Origin of the sequence: Devosia epidermidihirudinis (genome assembly GCF_000971295.1) — a bacterium.
Classification (GTDB): domain Bacteria; phylum Pseudomonadota; class Alphaproteobacteria; order Rhizobiales; family Devosiaceae; genus Devosia; species Devosia epidermidihirudinis.
The window spans coordinates 185663-205425 of record NZ_LANJ01000004.1; the positions used below are offsets into that span (position 1 = coordinate 185663).

A 19763-nucleotide genomic window follows, 5' to 3' on the forward strand; every position below is an offset into this window, starting at 1 on the left:
CAGGCTCGAATTAGATGCCTGAACCTGCTTCTGCGATCAGTGGATGATTGCGAAGTACAGGATGACCATCGAAGCGGCGAACACGATGGTGGTCCACTTCACAGCCGTGACAAAGCCATTGTAGGTGGCCTCGTGCTGGGCGTAGTCCATCGGCGATTCAACCTGCAGTTCAGAATGGTGCTCAGGGCGGTGCTTAGTGGCCATGTCGTCCTCGTTAGTCCAGTAATCTCAAAGTCTATCAGTCGAAAGTCGAGCCTCAGGTAGAGGTCGCTTCCAGTTCATCAATCAAGCGCTCGATCATTCCCAGACCAAGCGACCAGAATTGGGGGTCTTTCGCATCCAGCCCGAATGGCGCGAGCAGTTCGGAATGGTGCTTGCTTCCCCCGGCTTTGAGCAGCTCAAAATAGCGCTCTGCAAAGCCATCACTGGATTTCTCATACTGTGCGTAGAGCGAGTTCACAAGGCAGTCGCCGAAGGCATAGGCGTAGACGTAAAACGGCGAGTGGATGAAGTGCGGAATATAGGCCCAGAAGGTGTCGTAGCCTTCATTGGCGATAATGGCATCGCCCAGCGATTCCTTCTGCACATCGAGCCAGATCTGGTTGATCTCTTCGGTCTTGAGTTCGCCCTGCCGCCGCGCCGTGTGAACCCGGCGTTCAAAGGTGTAGAACGCGATCTGGCGCACCACCGTATTGAGCATATCCTCCACTTTTGAGGACAGAAGCGCAAAGCGTTGCTTGGGGTCGGTGGTGTTATCCAGCAGGTGCCGGAAGGTCAGCATCTCGCCAAAAACCGACGCGGTTTCCGCCAATGTCAGCGGCGTATTGGCCAGGATGGGACCTTGTGCCGCAGCCAGCCGCTGATGCACGCCATGCCCCAGCTCGTGGGCCAGCGTCATGATATCGCGCGAACGACCCAAATAGTTGAGCATCAGATAAGGATGCGCACTCGGCACAGTCGGATGCGCGAACGCCCCCGACAGTTTGCCGTCGCCCACCGGCGCATCGATCCAGCCCGAATTGAAGAACGGCTTGGCGACCTCAGCCAGTTCCGGCGAAAAGCGGCCATAGGCCTCCATCACGGTCGACACGGCGCTATCCCAGTCCCAGGTGCGCTCATCGCTGGTCGGCAGCGGCGCATTACGATCCCAGGCGTTCAGCTGTTCCTTGCCGAACCACTTGGCCTTCATCTTGTAGTAGCGATGGCTGAGGCGCGGATAAGCGTCTTCCACGGCCTTCTGCAGCGCATCGACCACTTCGCGCTCGACCGAATTGGCCATGTGGCGGCTGTCGGCGATATCCTCAAAACCGCGCCAGCGATCCGAGATTTCTTTGTCCTTGGCCAGCACGTTGGTGATGTGCGTGAACAGGCGACTATTGGCCGCCAGCGTCTTGCCCAAAGCCTTGAACGCGCTTTCGCGCTTCTTCTCGTCCTTTTCACTCAACAGGTGCAGCGTTGCTTCCATATTGAGCGTTTCGCCATCCACCTCGAACTCAAGGCTGGCCAGCGTTTCGTCGAATAGGCGGTTCCACGCCGAAAAGGCGGTGACCGACTTGTCGTGGAACAGCTCTTCGAGCTTGTCATCGAGCTGATAGGGCTTGGCCTTGCGCAGCTCGGCAAACCAGGTGCGATAGCGCGCCAGCTCGGCGTCAGCTGCAAACGCCGCCTCAAGATCGGCGTCGTCGATGCGGTTCAGCTCGAGTTCGAAGAACAGCACGCGCGTGCTCAGATTGGTCAGCGCTTCGTTGGTATCACCCATGAACTTGGCGCGATCGGGATCGGTCGATTTCTGAGCATATTGCAGGAAGGCAAAAGACCCGATGCGACCGCTGAGATCACCCAGGCGTTCGCTGTCCTTGATCGCCTCGACCAGTCGGCCCGCTTTGGTCAGCTCGACCAGCTTGCCCTTGTACTTGTCCTCGAACGTCGCCGCATCTGACTTGGCCTGCTCCAGCGCAGCCTTGAACTCGGCGCTATCCCGACCCGGATAGAGATCGTTCAGGTCCCACACCGGCAAGGTGCCGAACTCGTTGTGGCCCTTCTGAGTTGCTTCGGTCATGGCACGCCTCCGGATGGTCAAATTCCGCGCGGACCTTAGCCATCAGGCGTCAGGCTGTGAAGCCTCGCGCCTGCGAAATCAGTGCGAGTGTGTCAGCGCCATAAAATGCAACGAGCGCTCTCCCGCTTTGGGAAAACGCTCGTCAAAACTCTGGTTTTCGGTGGAAACCGCCGAATTCCGGCAAAACCGCCCTAAGCTGTATGTCGCGCCAGGATGATGACGTCCTTGCCGGCGGCATCGAGCAGGATCAATTTGTCGCGCTCAGTATCGAGGCGATAGGCCTTAACGCCCTCCAGCGCTTTGAGGAACTTGCCCTCCTGATCCATGATTGCGGGGGCACAGGCCATCATGGTCGAGAACATCTTCTCAAAGCCGATATTGGTCCCCTCGATTGTGGCGTGGCCGCCAATCCGGTTGCAGCCACCTGTGCCACTGACTGCCCCGTCTGGGGCGATATCCAGCACTGTCTGGAGGTTATCGATGACGCCGCCACCATCAATGTCTTCAGCCAACCAGCTGCCAACGACACCACCTGCATCGGCCTCCGGAGCAGGCGTGGAAACGCGCTGCACAAGGATATCGGTCACGTCAGGGCCATCACCGAAAACGGCGTTGTTGGTGGTCGAGGTAAACAGCAGAGTATCGCCATCGGTAATTCGAGCCGAAACCGAATAGCGATGACCGGGCAGGATCGCGTCGGGGTCATAGGCAATGACGTAGCTATAGGGTGGCGACTTGCCCGTCGCGACAGCCTCCCCGAGGACAACTGCGGGAGCGTCGGCCAGCGACACATCCTGCAATTGCACGCGCACTTCGGCGGTGTCAGGCAACAAGATGCGCTCACGATAGCTCACCGTGCCACTCAACACTGTGCCATCGGCCATCGCGCTACCACCGGCCAGGACCATGGCAAAAACTCCTGCTGCAAACGACGTCGCCCAACGGCTGATCTGCATGTTCATCCCCTTATTCCACCACGACCCTAACATTTGCCGCGCCCAATGCACCCCAGAATTGCTGCAGGAAAAAGGCGCGGCATGAAGGCGTTGCTATCGAACTAGAATGGAAAAGGGCGGCACCATTAAATGGTTCCCGCCCCTGTTCAGGATCAAACTATCCAGCGCTTAGGGCGCAATGCCCTCTGCGGCTGCTGATGGTACGACGGTGCTCGGATCGCCATCCACCGCCAGCTCGATCTCTGGCACCAGACGATCCAGCAAGTAGTCGATGCTCAGCGGAGAGGCGTACGAGAATGCACCGGCCAGCATGCGGTCGGCCATGACTTCACGTCCCTCAAGATGGGCCTTGAGGCGGGTGCGCAGCGTCAGTGCCTTGATGCGCGCTGAGTTGTCATCACCCGACACCCAGACCAGCAGATCGGTATCGAGCAATGACAGGTCTTCCGGCGAGAACTCGATGAAAAAGCCGTATTCGGAATCCGCCGCGTCGATTGCAGGAGGCGTCACAAAGCCCAGCTGGCTCAGTGTCATGGCGCGGATATCATCGGAGCGGAACGCGCCGGGCAGGGTATCGGCAAACGCCACGGCGGCCGTCATGCCCTGCCACTCCGGATGGGCGGCAACGATGTCTTCAAAGCGCTGGTTGATCCCGTCGACCAGCACCTTGGCTTCGGCTTCCTTCCCGGCAATGCGCCCCATGGTCTGGGTCTGGACGTACCACGGCGTGCCAAAATCACCATATTGCGCTTCGGTCGCCACGACCGGCGCGATCTTGGAGAGCTCGGCATATTGCTCCGCGGTCAGGCCAGCGGTCAGCCCTTCGATGACGTCCGGGTCGAGGGCAGCAATCTGCTCATAGGTGTATTCTTCGGGGATCTGGATAATGGTCGCATCGCCCAGCGCCGCCTGTGCCCATGGCCAGGCCCCGCTCGGATAGCCACCATACCATTCGCGCACACCTACTGGCGTGACGCCCAGCGCCAGATAGTGATCAATACCGGAATAGGAGAGCGTCAGGATGCGCTCGGGCTTGGTTTCAAGCGTCGTCGTGCCGAACTTGTGCTCAAACACCTGCGGAAATTCTTGCGCCAATGCCGGTGCGCTCACCAGCGCCAGCAGCAATGGAATGGACTTCAGAAACGACACGACTGCCTCCAGCTCTCCGGCGGTCAAGCCGCCCGTTGGTGTCGTCTGGCTACATAACATGACTTTTTAAGTCAATTATTTAGGCGGCTGAACGATCAATTTCGTCAACGCGATCGACATGATTAATCCACTCTTAAGCCCCTTCGCCCATGATCTTCCCAAAACGGCACACCGAATCGATGCCGCACCAAGAAGACTGAGGTTTGCATGACGCGCGTTCTCGTAGTCGATGATGATCCGGTTCAGTTGCGCCTCACCGCCGAGGTTGCAAACCGTGCTGGCTTCAAGCCATTGACCGCCACTGGTGGCGAGCAGGCCCTGTCCATCCTGCGCGACGACCGCAATATCGGCGCCATGATCCTCGATCTCGTCATGCCCGACCTCGACGGCATGGCTGTGATGGAAGCCATGCGGCGCGAAGGGCTGACCACGCCCGTCATCATCCAAACTGCCAATGCTTCGCTCGAAACTGTTATTTCCGCCATGCGCCAGGGCGCGGCGGACTACTTCGTCAAACCCGTATCGCCCGAGCGTCTGGTGATCTCGCTGCGCAATGCGATGAAGCTTGATGCGCTTGAGGCTGCGATCCGCGCCGAGCATGCGCGCAAGACCGGCACCTTTACCGCCAATGACATGATCGCCAAGGCCGCCTCGATGGCCCGCGTCATCAGCCTGTGCACCAAGGCCGCCAAGTCGCCAATTCCTGTTCTGATCGAAGGCGAGACCGGCGTCGGCAAGGAACTGGTGGCGCGCATCATTCAGGGCACCAGCGAGCGCGCTGGCAAGCCGTTCATCACCGTCAATTGCGGCGCCATTCCCCCCAATCTGGTCGAGTCCGTGCTGTTTGGGCACAAGAAGGGCGCCTTCACCGGTGCCATCGCCGACCAGATGGGCAAGTTCGCCGAGGCCCATAACGGCACGCTGTTCCTCGACGAAGTTGGCGAGCTGCCACTTGACACCCAGGTCAAGCTGCTGCGCGTGCTGCAGGAGGGCGAGATCGAACCCGTGGGCGCAACCCGCCCCGAACGCGTCAATGTCCGCGTCATCTCGGCCACCAATCGGCGCCTGCTCAATCTAGCCAAATCTGGCGCTTTCCGCGAAGACCTCTACTACCGCCTCAACGTCTTCCCCATCTACGTGCCGCCGCTGCGCGAGCGCGGTGAAGACATCGCGGCGCTGGTCTCGATGTTCATCGCCCGCTTCTCCGCCGAGGCCGGCAAGCGCATTCTGGGCATCTCGCCCATCGCGCTGGACCTGCTCACCAGCTATGACTGGCCGGGCAATGTCCGCCAGCTGGAAAACGCGGTCTATCGCGCCATCGTCCTCTGCGACGGCGCATTCCTCGAAACGGTTGATTTCCCGCAGATCGTTGCCCAGTCCGGCGGTCGTGAACAGGCTGTGCGCGCCATCGAGGCTGTCGCTGTGCCGTCGGCCCCGACACATATCGATGTGGCCTCGGCCCTGCCCCGCAATCACCATCACGAACAGCCCGTGCCGCAGGATCGCTTCCTCGACACGTCAGGCGAGATCGCCGCACTCGCCGAGATCGAGCGCGCCGCAATCGTCTTTGCCATCGATCATTATGGCGGTCGCATGTCGCGCGTTGCCCGCGCGCTCGGCATTGGTCGTTCGACCCTCTACCGCAAGCTGCACGAATACGGCCTCGCCGAAGAGCTCATCAGCGACGCTGCCTGAGGCTTTTGGTAAGAAGCATCTAGCGCCTACCCATCGACGCTGCCCTCGGACTTGATCCGAGGGCCACTCTCCATCCGGCACAAGCGGATAATGACCCTCGGATCAAGTCCGAGGGAAGCCCGGTGAGAGTGGCACCATACGTGCCACCCAATAGCGAAAATCTAGAGCAGATCCGCTTTCGCCAGATCCCGAAGCAGGCGGCTGGTGCCATAGGTCCAGGGTGGGCACACGGTCGACAGGTTCACCCGGTTGGACAGGCTCCCCAGTTCGACGGTAGAGATGGTGACGATGTCGCCCAGCTTGTGCGTAAAGCCCTTGCCGACGCCGTCGCGATCCTTCACCGGCGCGAACATCGTGCCGAGGTACAACACCAGTCCGTCTGGGTACTGATGGTGCTCGCCAATCGTGGCGGCAACCAGCGATTCCGGCGTGCGCGAAATCTGATTCATCGAGGAATGCCCCTCGAGCACGAAGCCGTCTTCGCCGGTCACGTTGAGCGCAATTTCGCTCTGCTTGACGGTTTCAAGCGTAAACGCACCATCGAACAGGCGAATGAACGGCCCAAGCGATGCCGAGGCATTGTTGTCCTTGGCCTTGCCCAGCAGCAGTGCCGAGCGACCTTCCACGTCGCGCAGATTGACGTCATTGCCCAGCGTCGCGCCGATAATTTCGCCCTTGCTGGTCACCACAACAGCCACTTCCGGCTCTGGGTTGTTCCAGCTCGAAATCGGGTGCAGGCCCACTTCGGCGCCATAACCCACCGAGCTCATCGGCTGGCCCTTGGTGAAAATCTCGGCATCGGGGCCAATGCCCACTTCGAGATACTGGCTCCACACGCCCTTCTCGATCAGCGCGGCTTTCACCTTGGCAGCCGTCTCCGAACCCGGCACCAGCTCGCTGAGGTCGGTGCCGATCAGCTCGAGGATTTCGCCGCGCAGGGTATCCGCCCGCGCCTTGTCACCGCGCGCCTGCTCCTCAATCACGCGTTCCAGCAGCGACACAACAAAGGTCACGCCCGACGCCTTGATCGCCTGCAGGTCGATGGGCGACAGCAGGCTTGGCTGGCTGGCGTCCTGAGTGGCGGCAACGCTGTTGGCGAGAATGGCATCGGCATTGCCGATGGCCACGCCGGGAGCCGACTGCACATAGTCAGCCGCCCGGCCGCTCTCGGCAATATCACGCACGGTGGCAAAGCCCTTCGCAGTGATATCGAACACAGTGCCGTCGCGGACAGTTACAACGCGCGGGTGATCGTGTCCTGGCACGCGGGCCCGACCAAGAAGGACCCCATCGGGATACTGACGCTGCGACATGTGACTCTCCGTGACTGAATTCCGCCAAGGCTTGTCGCAAATATCGGCCGCTCGCGAAAGACCGGCCGGGCGTAACTTTCGACTTAGACGGACACCTGCGCCTTGCCGTGAAAGCCCACCGCAAATTCATTGCTGATGGTTTCGACCACGCTGCGGTGTTTCGCCCCGAGCCCCAGTGCCGGGAACAGCAGCTCCGCCACGCGATAGGCCTCTTCCAGATGCGGATAGCCCGACCCGATAATGAGATCGATGCCCACAGCCTGATACTCGCGCAACCGCGCCGCCACCTGTTCGGGCGTGCCCACCAGCGCCGTACCCGCACCATTGCGCACGAGGCCAACACCGGCCCACAGATTTGGCCCGACCAGCAGCCTGTTGCGGTCACCACCATGCAGCTCCGACATGCGGCGCTGCCCAACGCTATCCATCTGGCTGGTAAACCGCGCCTGCGCTGCCGCAATCTGGCTGTCCGAGACCTTGCTGATCAGCCGCCCCGCCTCGGCCCAGGCCTCGTCTTCGGTTTCGCGCACGATGAAGTGCAGCCGCATGCCAAAGCGCAGCTTGCGCCCCTTGGCCTCGGCCTTCTGTCGCGCCACAGCGATCTTTTCGGCCACCTGCGCCACCGGCTCGCCCCAGGTCAGATAGGTATCGACCTGCTCGGCCGCGAGGTCCTGCCCAGCCTCCGACGAGCCACCGAGAAAGATCGGTGGATGGGGCTGTTGCACCGTCCTCTGGTCCAGCCGCCCACCCTCGACGCGGTAGTGCTTACCTTGGAAGTCCACCGTCTCGCCTGACAACAGGCCCCGGAATATCGTCAGGAATTCAGCCGCCTGCTCATAGCGTTCGCCATGCGGCAGAAACACGCCATCGCCCGCCAGCTCCACCGGGTTGCCGCCCACCACGACATTGAGCAGCAGCCGACCATTGCTGAGCCGATCCAGTGCTGCCGCCTGCCGCGCCGCAAAGGTAGGCAGCGTCACGCCGGGCCGCAGTGCCACGAGATATTTGAGCTTCTCCGTGACCGTCGCCAGTCCCGTCGCGGTAATCCAGCTTTCCTCGCAATTCTGCCCCGTCGGCAGCAGCACGCCTTCAAAACCCAGCCGGTCAGCGGCCTGCGCGATCTGCTTGAAATACTGGAAATCGGGCTGTCGCTCACCCTGGATCGAGCCGAGATAGCGGCCATCGCCATGGGTGGGAATGAACCAGAAGAAGCTCAGAGGTTTGTCTGTCATGTCACTCACTGATTATGCGCCCACGGCACATAGCGTCGCTCGATGAAGCGCAGCAGCGCCTCAAAGGCAAAAGCGATGGCCGAGATAACGAGAATGCCGGCGATGACCACATCGGTCACCAGGAACTGCGCCGCCGACTGGATCATGTAGCCAAGGCCACGACCGGCGGCGACGAGCTCTGCCGCCACCAATGTCGTCCAGCCCGCACCCAGCGCAATGCGAATGCCGGTGATGATTGATGGCAAGGCGCTCGGCAGCAGCACATGCCACAACAATTGCAGCGGCGAGGCGCCAAACGCCCGCGCCGCATTGACCTGATTTTTCGACGCCGACCGCGCCCCCGCCGCCGTCGCAATAGTAATCGCCGGGATCATGGACAGCAGGATCACCAGCACCTTGGCCGTTTCACCAATGCCAAACCAGATGATCACCAGCGGCAGATAGGCCAGCGGCGGCAATGGCCGCAAAAACTCAATGACCGGATCAAGAACACCGCGCCCAATCGGGCTCGTCGCAATCAACAGCCCCGCTGGAACCCCGATCACCACCGCGAAGGCCAAAGCGGCAAACACACGCGCAAGGCTCGCGCCCATATGTTGCAGCAACGTACTGTCGACATAGCCGGTCTGGATCAGCCGCCCAAACGCCGCAAGGATCGCCGATGGGGGCGGCAAGAAGATCGCCGACACCCAGCCTGACGTGCTGGCGATATGCCAGATAGAAATGACAAACAGCGCGACCCCAACGCCGCTTAACAGCGGCACATAGCGCTTGAACCTTTGGCTAGCCGGGCGCCGCGCTGGCGCGCTTGGGCGGGTCGCTGCCCGGTCAATCGACGCCGTCATGCTGCCACCTCAAAGTAGGGCTGATGGATCGATGCAATCAGCTCTTCACGCGCCGCAACAAAGCCGGGCTCGGACTTGAGCGCCCGCGCCGCCTCGCCCGCCAGAAAACGTCGTCCAAAATCGAACTCCTGGCTCAGCGCGATGCGCCCCGGATGGGCGGCGAGCACCACCACCCGCGTTGCCAAAAACAGCGCCTCTTCCACCGAGTGGGTAATGAGCAGCGCTCCGGTATTGGATCGGCTCCACACCGCCAGCAGCAATTCCTGCATCTGATCGCGCGTCATGGCATCGAGAGCGCCGAGCGGCTCATCCATCAGCAAAAACTCGGGATCAGATGCCAATGCTCTGGCAATGCCCACGCGCTGCCGCATCCCGCCCGACAGCGCCCAGATCGGTTTGTCGCCCTGCCCCTCAAGGCCCACATCGGCCAGCAAAGCATCGGCGCGCCGCGCCCGCTCATCGCGCGTTACCCCGCGCAGACGCAGCGGAAACGCCACATTGTCCCGCGCACTCAGCCAGGGAAACAACGCGTCATCCTGAAACACCACCGCCCGCACGGCCGATGGCCCGTGTACGGCCTGGCCGTCCACAGTGACGCGCCCGTCCGTTGGTTCGAGAAAGCCCGCAGCCACATTGAGCAGGCTCGTTTTGCCTGACCCGGATTGGCCCAGCACCACCACGAACTCACCGCGCGAAATGCCCAGCGTCAGCCGCTCCAGCACCGATGGCGTGTCAGATCGCGGCGACGCGTAAGTCAGCGAAACCGCATGCAGGCGCAATTCAGACATCACCTATCTCCACAAACGAGAATACGCTGCCGTCTCACAGGGAGAGAGACGGCAGCGCCAAGGACAGGTTGGATGGGAAGATTCCATCCTGCCGTGGTTTCGTTACTCAGCCAGTGCGGCCTCAACGAATTTGGTGGTCACAGCGCCATTGTAGTCTGGCAGCGCTGCCGGAATGCGGCCCTGTTCGACGAGGAACTGTGCTGTTGCAGCGATGGCCTTCGCCGTGCCGCCACCGAGGAAATCGGAACCCGCCTGATCCTTCAGCGATGGGAAGACATAGCCCTTGAGTAGCAGCGGCACGTCGGCAGCATCGGCGCCCGACAGGTCCGCGATCTTCTTGGCCGCATCGGACTTGGCGTCCCACGCAGCTGGGTCAGCGAGGTATGCCGCATAAGCATCGCCAGTCGTTTTGACGAAGGCCGTCACGACATCCGGATTAGCTTCAGCGTAATCCTTGCGCACGATCCACGCATCAAAGGTCGGGCCGCCCCACTTGGCGACATCAGCGCTGTCAGCCAGCACGGCGCCACCGCTCGACTTGATCTGCTGCAGCACGGGATCCCACACATAGGCGCCATCGATATCGCCACGCTCCCACGCAGCCGCAATCTCAGGTGGCCGCAAGTTCAGCAGTTCCAGCGAGCCCGGATCAACGCCCCAATGCTTGAGTGCCGTCAGCAGGCTGTAGTGCGCCGTCGAAACGAATGGCGTGGCGATCTTCTTGCCAACCAGCTCTTCTGGCTTGCTCACGCCCTTGACGGCAAGCGCTTCAGCTTCGGCAATATTGCCAACCACGAAGATGGTCGCGATCGGGATCTGCTGGCTCGCCGCCACAGTCAGCGGGCTTGAACCGACATAGCCAATATCAATGGAGCCCGATGCGATGGCAGCGATCACGTCCGCGCCGCCTTCAAAGCGGTTCCAGGTCACCGTCGCGCCGGTCGCCTTGTCATAGGTGCCGTCGGCCTGCGGCACACGGCTGGGTTCAACAATCGGCTGCCAGCCGATGCGCAGATCAACCGCCTGTGCGGCGCTGACGCCGAAACCGGCAAAGGCGATGCCGGCCATCGCCAGCGTGAACAGATTGCGTCTTGCAATGGTCATGTCGTGTCTCCGGCAGCCATTTGACGCGGGTGCGCTGCCGCCCCCTATGCCCGCGTCGCCCCGTGGTCATCACTGGGCGCAACACAACCTTGCGTTAGTCCATCAATTTTATCGAGATAGTCACTTTCTAAGTTGAACCCTGCAAAAGAAAGTCTCTTGCTGCCCGATTACCTGCACCAGCAATTTGTTCCATCGCGAGCATTTCATGCCTCACAAGACGCCATTACAAAGCCAACAGCGCAAGTTTATTCTTCGTAGACTCAATAAAGTCAGACATTTTCGCGGCGGGCGGCATTTCAGCATGCCAAGACCTTTCCCGCCTCAACTGCAAAATTCAGGCGAAAACGGCTGCCGTCTAAACAACCCCAAACAATTGGCAAAAGATTTCGCCGCAGGCACACGAGGCGACGCGTTTATGTCTACTAGATTGATAGACTTAACTAGAGCCACCGCTACCATGGATAACAAGGCTGGGTTTGGGCGGTGATCGACACGATCGCTGGCACCCGCCGCGCCCACCTGCACCAAGGCGGGCGTAGTGCAAAAATGGAGACAAGCATGACCACCTCGTTCCAGCAAAAGGCTGGCTTCTGGCGCGCCACTGCCGCCGCCGTATTCGCTCTGACCGCTGCAATCGCCCCAATTTCCGCTCATGCTGGCGAAGACCTCGACGCCATCGTGGCGCGCGGCGTCATCAAGGCCGGCGTTGGCACCCAGCCCGGTTTCTTTGCGCCTGACAGCAATGGCGTCTGGAAGGGCTTCTTTGTCGATTTCGGTCGCGCTCTGGCCGTCACCGTCTTCAACGACCCAAACAAGATCGAGTTTACCTCGTCCTCTCCACAGCAGCGTCTGCCAGCCCTTCAGGCCGGCGAATTCGACATTCTGCTCTCGGGCGTGACCCAGACCATTTCCCGCTCGTTCCAGCTCGGTTTCCACTTTGGCCCAACCGTGTTCTATGACGGCCAGGGCCTGCTGGTTCGCAAGGATGTCGGCGTCACCACCGGCGCTGAGCTCGATGGCGCAACCATCGGCGTGCAGTCCGGCACCACGGGCGAGCTGAACATTGCCGACTTCTTCCGCAAGAACGGCAAGACCTTCACCCCGGTCACCATCGAAGACACAAACGAGTTCCTCGCCGCACTGGAATCCGGTCGCGTTGACGCGATCACCCAGGACGCGTCCGATCTCGGCATCAAGCAGACCCAGCTCAAGAACCCGGAAGAATACATTCTTCTGCCAGAGCGCCTGTCCAAGGAACCACTGGCACCAGCCATTCGCCACGGCGATGACCGCTGGCTCGAAATCGTCAACTGGACTGTCTGGGCCACGATCGAAGCTGAAGAACTGGGCATCACCCAGGCCAATGTCGACGACTTCCTCACGTCCGAAGACCCGCTGATCCAGCGCTTCCTCGGCACCAACACAGCTCTGGGCCAAGCCATCGGCCTTGATCCAAAGTTCGCCTACAACATCGTCAAGGCAGTCGGTAACTACGGCGAAATCTTCGAGCGCAATGTCGGCAAGGACAGCGTCTTCAAGTGGGAACGCGGCTACAATAGCCTGTGGACCGATGGCGGCCTGCTCTACGCACCAGCCTGGCGCTAACAACTGTCGGATCATAGTTTAATGACCGCAATTACTGAGCCGGGTCGTCACAGACCCGGCTTTCTCCACGTGCTGCGCCATTGGTTGGGCCCGCGCCCCACGGCGCAGTTTGCCCTGCTGTTTGCTGCCATAGGCCTGTTCTGGTGGTTTGGCGCCAATACGCTTGAGACCATGGCGAGGGCGGGGATCAATCCCGGCTTCGACTTCCTCAATCGCTCGGCCAATTTTGAAATTGGCGAGACGATGATCCCCTATTCCTCTGCCGATCCCTATTCCCGCGCCATCCTCGTCGGCCTTCTCAACACCATCAAGGTCGCCATTCTCGGCTGCGTCCTCGCAACCGTGCTCGGCGTATCGCTGGGCGTCGCGCGCCTCTCGGGCAATCTGCTGCTATCGGGCCTTGTGCGCTGGTATATCGAGATCATTCGCAATACCCCGCTCCTGCTGCAGCTGTTCTTCTGGAGCGCGCTGACCAAGGCGCTGCCCGCCCCGCGTCAGGCCATCTCGGTTGGCGATAACGCCTTCCTCTCCAATCGCGGCATCTTTGTCCCCGGCATCATCGTCGACAATGCCTCCACCGCCGGATGGATCGCACTTCTCGTCCTCACCATTCTCGCCATCGCCACTTTCGTTGGGCTCACTCGTACCGCCAATCTGACCTTCTGGCGCGGCACTGGCGTCATTGCCGCACTCGTCATTGCCACAGCGCTCGCCTTCGCCCTCACCGGCGCCACCGCCCGCTTTGAGATACCAGCGCTAGGCGGCTTCAACATTCGCGGCGGCTACAATCTCAGCCCCGAATTTGCCGCGCTGCTGATCGGCCTCACCGTCAAGTTCTCTGCCGCCATCGCCGAAATCGTCCGCGCCGGCATTCAGTCCGTTGATCGCGGCCAGTGGGAAGCGGCCCGCGCCTTGGGTCTCCACAATGGCCAGATCATGCGGCTGATCGTATTGCCACAGGCGCTACGCGTCATCACGCCCCTGATCACCACCAGCTATCTCGACCTCACCAAGGATTCGAGCCTGGCCGTCGCGATCGGCTATCCCGACCTCGTCAACGTCATCAACACCACCGCCAACACCACCGGCCAGGCGCTCGAAGCCCTCGCCATCCTGATCGGCGTTTATCTGGCGCTGAACCTGTCGGTCTCTGCCATGATGAACCAATACAACAGGCGCGTCGCCCTGCGCGGGACGGTGCAACGATGACCGTCCCCGCCGTCAATCTGCCACCACCCAAGCCGCAGGACTGGCGCCACTGGCGTCAGGGCCTGTTCGGCACCCCGCTCAACACGTTCATCACCCTGGCCACGCTCGCCTTTCTCGCCTGGGTCGTCCCGCCATTCGTCCGCTGGGCCATTCTCGACGCGACATGGATCGGCACGGCGGATGATTGCAAGGCAGCAACCGGCGCCTGCTGGGCCTTCGTCACCGCCAAGTTCAATTTCATCCTCTATTCCTTCTACCCTCCGGCGCTGCATTGGCGGCCGATGATCGCGGTTGTGCTGCTATTGGGTCTACTTGTCTTCACCGCCCAACCACGCTTCTGGCGCAAGGAAACGCTGCTGCTCTGGATCGCCGTGCCGGTCATCAGCTGGCTGCTGCTTGCCGGCACCGTCATCGGCCCCACCGTGCCATCCAATCAGTGGGGAGGCCTGCCGATCACCCTGCTGGTGGCTATCGTCTGCTTCAGCCTCGCCATTCCCCTGGCCATGCTACTGGCATTGGCGCGACAGTCCTCCATGGGCGGCATTCGCACCATGTCAGTGGTCTATATCGAGGTGATGCGCGGCACGCCGATGGTGGCGATCCTCTATATCGCCATGCTGATCCTGCCCATGATGCTGCCCGGTGGGCAGCTCATCGACAAGATCGGCCGCGCCATGATCCTGATCACCCTGTTCTGGTCGGCCTATGTCGCCGAAGTCATCCGCGCGGGCCTGCAAGCCATTCCCGCCGGACAATATGAAGCCGCTCGCGCGCTGGGCCTTGGCTATTGGCGCATCATGCGGCTGGTCATTCTACCGCAAGCCCTGCGCCTCGTCATTCCGGCCATGGTCAATCTCGCCATCGGCTTCCTGCTGGCCACATCCCTGCTGGCCGTCATCGGTGTGTTCGATCTGCTCAATGCAGCCAAGACCGCTGCGGTCGATCCCAACTGGCTTGGTTTTTACGACGAAAGCTACCTCGTCGCCGCCACCATCTATTTCGTCATCTGCATCATCGGCTCGCGCTACAGCCTCTGGCTGGAGCGCTATCTCCGCCAGCCGCGCTAAAGGAAATCCGCCATGGCTTCGCTTCCCATTCTCGATTTCAGCCGCTTCACCGCAACCGCCTCACGCGACGACTTCCTCGCCGACTTGCGCGCAGCGGCCCGGGATTATGGCTTCTTCTACCTAAAGGGTCACGACGTCTCTCCCGATCTCCAGCGTCAGCTGATCGCGGTTTCCAACGCCTTTTTCGCCCTGCCCGAAGCCGACAAACTCGCCATCGAAATGGTCAACTCTCCCCATTTCCGCGGCTATACCCGCGCCGGGCGCGAGATCACCCGCGGCCAGCAGGATTGGCGCGAGCAGATCGACATCGGCTCCGAACTGCCCGTTGCCGAAGTCCCCGCCGACGCGCCATGGATGCGCCTGCAGGGGCCAAACCTTTGGCCAGAACACCTGCCCGAATTTCGCACCACGCTCCTGCAGTGGCAGAGCGAATTGACCCGCGTCGCCATTCGATTGCTGCGCGCCTTCGCGCTGGCGCTGGGTCAGGATGCCGACGTCTTCGCGCCCATCTATCGCGCCATTCCCAGCGAACACCTCAAGGTCATCCGCTATCCCGGCCAAACCGACGATCGCTCAAGCCAGGGCGTCGGCGCCCACAAGGATAGCGGCTTCCTCACGCTCCTGTTGCAGGATGCCATCGGCGGCCTGCAGGTCGAAGCTGAAGACGGCACCTGGATCGACGCGACGCCTATCGAGGGCACCTTCATCATCAATATTGGTGAGATCCTCGAACTGGCCTCCAACGGCTATCTGCGCGCCACCGTCCACCGCGTCATCTCCCCGCCCGCCGGTCGTGACCGGCTCTCCATCGCCTATTTCTTCGGCGCCGATCTCAACGCCACGGTACCCCTGCTCAACCTCGCACCCGACCTCGCCGCACAGGCCAAAGGTCCCGCCAGCGATCCGCTCAATCCCCTGTTCCGCGATGTCGGCGAAAACGCCCTCAAGGGCCGCCTGCGTTCCCACCCCGATGTCGCCGAGCGCCACTATGCCGAGCACCTGGCCAAAAAGGTCGGCTAGCCTCTCCCCTCTCCGGCTGGCTTTTCTCAGTCGGCCGGAGAGGCCAGACCCAAGCTGGACAACCTCATCCTCGCTTGCTAAAAACCGGCTGCTGGTCAACAGCAACGCTTGGGGACGACCCCAGCTGCGGACAAATTCGGGGACGACCCCACGAGGTTTGTACCGTGGCAAAAATCCACTCCACATCATCCGATAGCGGCGCGTCCCTCGCGCAATTGCTGCCCCCCAGCACCATCATCAAGCTCGTGGTCGCCTGGGCTGTCGTCATCGCCTTCCAGATCGGTGGCCATACGTGGCTGCACGCGCCCATCGCGCCTGTCACCGCCATCATCGCTTTCGTTGTGCTCTTCGCGACCATTCTCGTCGCCGCATTCGGCGTCGTGCATGAGGCCGATCATCTCGCCCACCAGCTCGGCGAGCCCTATGGCACGCTGATCCTCACCCTCTCGATTGTCTCGATCGAAGTGATCCTGATCGCCGCCGTCATTCTCGGCCCTGGCGAAAACCCGACCATCGCCCGCGACTCCATTTTCGCGGTGATGATGATCATTCTCAATCTGGTCACCGGGCTCTGTCTGCTGCTGGGCGGGCTGCGCTATGGCGAACAGGAATACAATTCGCAGGGCGCACTGGCCTATGTCGCCATCACCCTGCTCCTAGTCGGCATTGGCCTCATCTTGCCCAACACATTGAGCACCGGCAACGGCACCTTCTGGCCCGTTCAGGCCGTGGCCTTTGCCGTCCTGACGGTCGTTCTCTATGGCGCGTTCCTGTTGATGCAGATGCGCGGCTATCGCCGTTTCTTCGTCCAGCCAGAACTGGGCGCCCTGACCATCCCCCTCGCCGCTCCTGCCAAGGGCAGCGTCGCCGTGTCCCGCAAAAAGCTCGACACGCGCGGCAATATTATCCGCTCCATCACCCTGCTCGCCCTCATCCTGCCGATTGTTTTGCTGGCGCACGATCTCGCCATCCTGATCGATTTCGGCATCGAAAGCGCCGGCGCGCCGCTGGCTCTGGGCGGTGTCATCATCGCCATCATCGTCTTCACGCCGGAGTCGATCACCGCCATCCGCGCCGCCCTCAACAACGAGCTACAGCGCGCGGTCAATCTCTGCCTCGGCGCCTTCGTCTCGACGGTGGGCTTGACCGTTCCGGCAGTGCTGGTCGTCGGCCTCATCACCGGCAAGACCGTCATCATGGGCATCTCGCCCACCGAAACGGTGCTGCTGGCCATGACCATCGGCGTCACCGCCTTCTCCTTCCTCGGCCAGCGGACCTCGGCGGTGCAGGGCCTGCTCCATCTCATGCTGTTCGCGATCTACGCCGTACTCTTGTTCGTCACCTGAGAACGTTTGCTCAGACAACAAAATGCTAGCGCGAATGTAGCCATATGATACTGCCTGACCTGGTTTTTATGACCGCGCCAGGAGTACCCATGAGACATCTTGCAGCCAGATTGGCAATCGCCGGTATCGCGCTTTCCTGTGCGCTGCCGCATACCGCCTGGGCGCAAGAGGGCGACGCCCGGGCCACCCTCGAAGCCACCCTGGTCAACGCTGTGGCGTGCAAGGCCGAGTTCGGTGCCGACTGGGACCCGATCGTCAACGATGCCTTATCCAATCTTGAGACCTTCCTCACCGAAGAAGATCCAGATATCGCCAAGGTCGATCTCGACGTCATTCTGGCCGAGCTGCTGGCCGACGGCAAAGAGCTGCCGATGACAGACGCGCTCAAGGATCATTGCCGCACCGTCATGGCGTCCGGCAGCTAGACCCGCCACACACTCGAGACCCAAGGCCTTGGCGCAAACCCGCCAGGGCCACGCACAATCAAAGCCAACCAGGCCAGCCCTTCGCCATCTGTGTCCCTGTGAGCACAAAATTCGCTCACGACTTTGCGAGCGATTGCTCCTGTTAAGGTTTGCAGAGTATTGATTTTTGGCGTGGGGGCGTTCGTCGAGTCTAGGCAAGGCCGACGGAATCGAGTTGTTTTGCGTCGCCGTGCATGGAGCTTACATGAACAAGATCCTGGTCTGCCTTCTCGCCGCACTTGCGGGCGCGGGCACAGTATTGCCTGCGAACGCGCAGGAAATCGTCGCCCTGGCGGCCTCTCCGGTGGTCATCGCACCGCCCCAGACCCCACTGGCGCAGACCATCAAGTCAGGTCTTTCCGCCGCCTATTATGGCGCGGCCAAAGGCACGACCAGTTATGACGAAGCCCAGAAGCTCTACTTTTTTTACGGCTCGCGCCATTTCGAACCCATCTGGCTCGATCAGGCTGACAATGGCAGCGTCGTGTTCTCGGCTCCGGCCCAGAAGATCATCAAACTCTTTGAAAGTGCCGCGTCCGAAGGCCTGCGCCCGTCCGACTATCTGACACCAGACCTCAAGCTGACTGCCACCAATGCCGATCCGGCCGCGATGGCCGCGCTCGAAACCGCATTCTCGCGTGCAGCCATGCGCTACGCGACCCACATCTATACCGGCCGTATCGCGCCGCTCTCGCTGAGCGAAAATCTCGACATCCAGCCCAAAAAGCTCGACGAGGCAGCCCTACTGATCCAGCTCGCCTCCAGCGCCGATCCCGTCGCTGTGCTGGCCGCGCTTGAGCCGACCCATCCGCAATTCCTGGCGCTCAAGGCCGCTCTGGCGACCTATGATGACAGCGCCAAAGAAGGCCCAGCCCAGGTCGCGGCAGGCAAGACGCTCAAGCCCGGCATGTCCGATGCGCGCATTCCCGCCCTGCGCGTTCGCCTCAATCTGCCAGCTGTTGCTGACACCATCTATGACGACGCCATTGTTGCCGCCATCAAGACCTTCCAGACCTCGCTGGGTCTTGAGGCCGATGGCGTCATGGGGCCAGCGACTCTCACCGCCCTCAATGGCGGCGTCCCTATCACCCGTGCCGACATCATCGCCAATATGGAGCGCTGGCGCTGGATGCCGCGCGATCTCGGTCAGTTCAATGTCTTCGTGAACATCCCAGAATATCGCCTCGCCATCAATCGCAACGGGGTCGAGGAATACACCACCCGTGTCGTGGTCGGCACGGTCAAAAACCAGACGCCGGTGTTCTCGGACAATATCCGCCACATCGTGGTGAACCCCTATTGGAACGTCCCAAGCTCCATCATCAAGGGCGAAATCGCGCCTGCCGTGATGCGCAATCCGGCCTATACCGACAACCAGAACATGGACCTGCTGTATAACGGCAATCCTGTGAGCCCCTGGCAGGTCGACTGGAGCCAGGTCAGCGCTACCAATTTCCCATTCCGCGTGCGCCAGCGCCCCGGTCCGGGCAACGCTTTGGGGCAGATCAAGTTCCTGTTCCCCAACAAGCATGACGTCTATCTGCACGATACCCCTTCCAAGGGCCTGTTCAGCCGCACCGCGCGCGCGCTCAGCCATGGTTGCGTGCGCGTGCAGAACCCGATGGAATTTGCCAATGCGCTTTTGGCCAATGAGCCAAATCTCAGCCGCGCCTCGCTCGAAGCCATGTTTGGCCCATCCGAGCGCTGGGTGAACCCGCAGACGCAAATCCCGGTGCACCTGGCCTATTTCACGGTGACAGTTGCGCCCGATGGCTCGCTGCGCTCGTTCGGCGACATCTATGGCCACAACGCCCACGTTATCGAGGCTCTTGGTCTGGGCACGGCAATGACCGCCCCAGCCATCACCGCCGAGGCCGCACCAGCCGTCAACGAGCTGGCACCATAACAGAC

At 61.3% G+C, this 19763-nt stretch carries 17 protein-coding genes; 8 read left to right on the plus strand and 9 right to left on the minus strand.

Going from position 1 to position 19763, the window contains the following annotated elements; genetic code table 11:
• Nucleotides 1–36: 36 nt before the first annotated feature.
• The 4 genes from WH87_RS19240 to WH87_RS02195 form a co-directional block, all read right to left on the minus strand.
• Nucleotides 37–204 (minus strand): aa3-type cytochrome c oxidase subunit IV, encoded by a 168-nt coding sequence (locus tag WH87_RS19240; RefSeq protein ID WP_082092441.1) that lies wholly within the window; start codon nucleotides 202–204, stop codon nucleotides 37–39.
• A gap of 52 nt (nucleotides 205–256) precedes the next feature.
• Nucleotides 257–2059 (minus strand): M3 family oligoendopeptidase, encoded by a 1803-nt coding sequence (locus WH87_RS02185; protein WP_046140019.1) that lies wholly within the window; start codon nucleotides 2057–2059, stop codon nucleotides 257–259.
• A 191-nt stretch (nucleotides 2060–2250) separates the two neighbouring features.
• The gene (locus tag WH87_RS02190; protein ID WP_046140018.1) at nucleotides 2251–3021 is read right to left on the minus strand and encodes a YbaY family lipoprotein; all 771 of its coding nucleotides are present in this window, start codon (nucleotides 3019–3021) and stop codon (nucleotides 2251–2253) included.
• Nucleotides 3022–3183: 162 nt separating this feature from the next.
• Complete coding sequence (locus tag WH87_RS02195) at nucleotides 3184–4164, minus strand: ABC transporter substrate-binding protein (RefSeq protein WP_197410703.1); 981 nt, start codon at nucleotides 4162–4164, stop codon at nucleotides 3184–3186.
• Nucleotides 4165–4371: 207 nt separating this feature from the next.
• On the opposite strand from WH87_RS02195, the gene WH87_RS02200 reads away from it, so the two are divergent.
• Complete coding sequence (locus tag WH87_RS02200; protein WP_046140017.1) at nucleotides 4372–5859, plus strand: sigma-54-dependent transcriptional regulator; 1488 nt, start codon at nucleotides 4372–4374, stop codon at nucleotides 5857–5859.
• Nucleotides 5860–6020: 161 nt separating this feature from the next.
• Here the strand turns inward: WH87_RS02200 and WH87_RS02205 are convergent, their stop codons facing one another.
• From WH87_RS02205 to tauA, 5 genes are all read right to left on the minus strand, one after another.
• On the minus strand, nucleotides 6021–7172 hold the full coding sequence (locus tag WH87_RS02205; RefSeq protein WP_046140016.1) for a fumarylacetoacetate hydrolase family protein: 1152 nt from the start codon (nucleotides 7170–7172) through the stop codon (nucleotides 6021–6023).
• An 83-nt stretch (nucleotides 7173–7255) separates the two neighbouring features.
• Complete coding sequence (gene ssuD / locus WH87_RS02210; RefSeq protein ID WP_046140015.1) at nucleotides 7256–8404, minus strand: FMNH2-dependent alkanesulfonate monooxygenase; 1149 nt, start codon at nucleotides 8402–8404, stop codon at nucleotides 7256–7258.
• A gap of 5 nt (nucleotides 8405–8409) precedes the next feature.
• Entirely contained in the window at nucleotides 8410–9249 is an 840-nt protein-coding gene (locus WH87_RS02215) for an ABC transporter permease subunit (RefSeq protein ID WP_046140014.1), read from the minus strand.
• Nucleotides 9246–10037 (minus strand): taurine ABC transporter ATP-binding protein, encoded by a 792-nt coding sequence (locus WH87_RS02220; RefSeq protein ID WP_046140013.1) that lies wholly within the window; start codon nucleotides 10035–10037, stop codon nucleotides 9246–9248. The genes WH87_RS02215 and WH87_RS02220 overlap by 4 nt, the downstream gene beginning before the upstream one ends.
• A 102-nt stretch (nucleotides 10038–10139) precedes the next feature.
• The gene (gene tauA, locus WH87_RS02225; RefSeq protein ID WP_046140012.1) at nucleotides 10140–11141 is read right to left on the minus strand and encodes a taurine ABC transporter substrate-binding protein; all 1002 of its coding nucleotides are present in this window, start codon (nucleotides 11139–11141) and stop codon (nucleotides 10140–10142) included.
• A 558-nt stretch (nucleotides 11142–11699) separates the two neighbouring features.
• Between tauA and WH87_RS02230 the strand changes: the two genes are divergently transcribed.
• From WH87_RS02230 to WH87_RS02260, 7 genes are all read left to right on the plus strand, one after another.
• Nucleotides 11700–12746: an amino acid ABC transporter substrate-binding protein gene (locus WH87_RS02230; protein ID WP_046140011.1), complete on the plus strand. Its 1047-nt coding sequence runs from the start codon at nucleotides 11700–11702 to the stop codon at nucleotides 12744–12746.
• A 21-nt stretch (nucleotides 12747–12767) separates the two neighbouring features.
• Complete coding sequence (locus WH87_RS02235; RefSeq protein WP_046140010.1) at nucleotides 12768–13955, plus strand: amino acid ABC transporter permease; 1188 nt, start codon at nucleotides 12768–12770, stop codon at nucleotides 13953–13955.
• Nucleotides 13952–15022, plus strand: a complete 1071-nt coding sequence (locus tag WH87_RS02240; protein ID WP_046140009.1) for an amino acid ABC transporter permease — start codon at nucleotides 13952–13954, stop codon at nucleotides 15020–15022. Before WH87_RS02235 ends, WH87_RS02240 begins: the two co-directional genes overlap by 4 nt.
• Before the next feature lie 12 nt (nucleotides 15023–15034).
• Nucleotides 15035–16042: an isopenicillin N synthase family dioxygenase gene (locus WH87_RS02245; RefSeq protein WP_046140008.1), complete on the plus strand. Its 1008-nt coding sequence runs from the start codon at nucleotides 15035–15037 to the stop codon at nucleotides 16040–16042.
• 164 nt (nucleotides 16043–16206) lie between these two features.
• The gene (locus WH87_RS02250; protein ID WP_245622286.1) at nucleotides 16207–17388 is read left to right on the plus strand and encodes a calcium:proton antiporter; all 1182 of its coding nucleotides are present in this window, start codon (nucleotides 16207–16209) and stop codon (nucleotides 17386–17388) included.
• Nucleotides 17389–17477: 89 nt separating this feature from the next.
• Nucleotides 17478–17813 carry a hypothetical protein gene (locus WH87_RS02255; protein ID WP_156167932.1) on the plus strand — a complete coding sequence of 112 codons (336 nt, stop codon included), beginning with the start codon at nucleotides 17478–17480 and terminating at the stop codon, nucleotides 17811–17813.
• 244 nt (nucleotides 17814–18057) lie between these two features.
• On the plus strand, nucleotides 18058–19758 hold the full coding sequence (locus tag WH87_RS02260) for a L,D-transpeptidase family protein (RefSeq protein WP_052726551.1): 1701 nt from the start codon (nucleotides 18058–18060) through the stop codon (nucleotides 19756–19758).
• The last annotated feature ends 5 nt before the right edge of the window (nucleotides 19759–19763 follow it).

What these genes read in the sequence shown, in the direction of transcription:
- WH87_RS19240 (WP_082092441.1), bottom strand. Translation starts at nt 204, where the DNA reads ATGGCCACTAAGCACCGCCCTGAGCACCATTCTGAACTGCAGGTTGAA.
- WH87_RS02185 (WP_046140019.1), bottom strand. Translation starts at nt 2,059, where the DNA reads ATGACCGAAGCAACTCAGAAGGGCCACAACGAGTTCGGCACCTTGCCG.
- WH87_RS02190 (WP_046140018.1), bottom strand. Translation starts at nt 3,021, where the DNA reads ATGAACATGCAGATCAGCCGTTGGGCGACGTCGTTTGCAGCAGGAGTT.
- WH87_RS02200 (WP_046140017.1), top strand. Translation starts at nt 4,372, where the DNA reads ATGACGCGCGTTCTCGTAGTCGATGATGATCCGGTTCAGTTGCGCCTC.
- WH87_RS02205 (WP_046140016.1), bottom strand. Translation starts at nt 7,172, where the DNA reads ATGTCGCAGCGTCAGTATCCCGATGGGGTCCTTCTTGGTCGGGCCCGC.
- ssuD (WP_046140015.1), bottom strand. Translation starts at nt 8,404, where the DNA reads ATGACAGACAAACCTCTGAGCTTCTTCTGGTTCATTCCCACCCATGGC.
- WH87_RS02215 (WP_046140014.1), bottom strand. Translation starts at nt 9,249, where the DNA reads ATGACGGCGTCGATTGACCGGGCAGCGACCCGCCCAAGCGCGCCAGCG.
- WH87_RS02220 (WP_046140013.1), bottom strand. Translation starts at nt 10,037, where the DNA reads ATGTCTGAATTGCGCCTGCATGCGGTTTCGCTGACTTACGCGTCGCCG.
- tauA (WP_046140012.1), bottom strand. Translation starts at nt 11,141, where the DNA reads ATGACCATTGCAAGACGCAATCTGTTCACGCTGGCGATGGCCGGCATC.
- WH87_RS02230 (WP_046140011.1), top strand. Translation starts at nt 11,700, where the DNA reads ATGACCACCTCGTTCCAGCAAAAGGCTGGCTTCTGGCGCGCCACTGCC.
- WH87_RS02235 (WP_046140010.1), top strand. Translation starts at nt 12,768, where the DNA reads ATGACCGCAATTACTGAGCCGGGTCGTCACAGACCCGGCTTTCTCCAC.
- WH87_RS02240 (WP_046140009.1), top strand. Translation starts at nt 13,952, where the DNA reads ATGACCGTCCCCGCCGTCAATCTGCCACCACCCAAGCCGCAGGACTGG.
- WH87_RS02245 (WP_046140008.1), top strand. Translation starts at nt 15,035, where the DNA reads ATGGCTTCGCTTCCCATTCTCGATTTCAGCCGCTTCACCGCAACCGCC.
- WH87_RS02255 (WP_156167932.1), top strand. Translation starts at nt 17,478, where the DNA reads ATGAGACATCTTGCAGCCAGATTGGCAATCGCCGGTATCGCGCTTTCC.
- WH87_RS02260 (WP_052726551.1), top strand. Translation starts at nt 18,058, where the DNA reads ATGAACAAGATCCTGGTCTGCCTTCTCGCCGCACTTGCGGGCGCGGGC.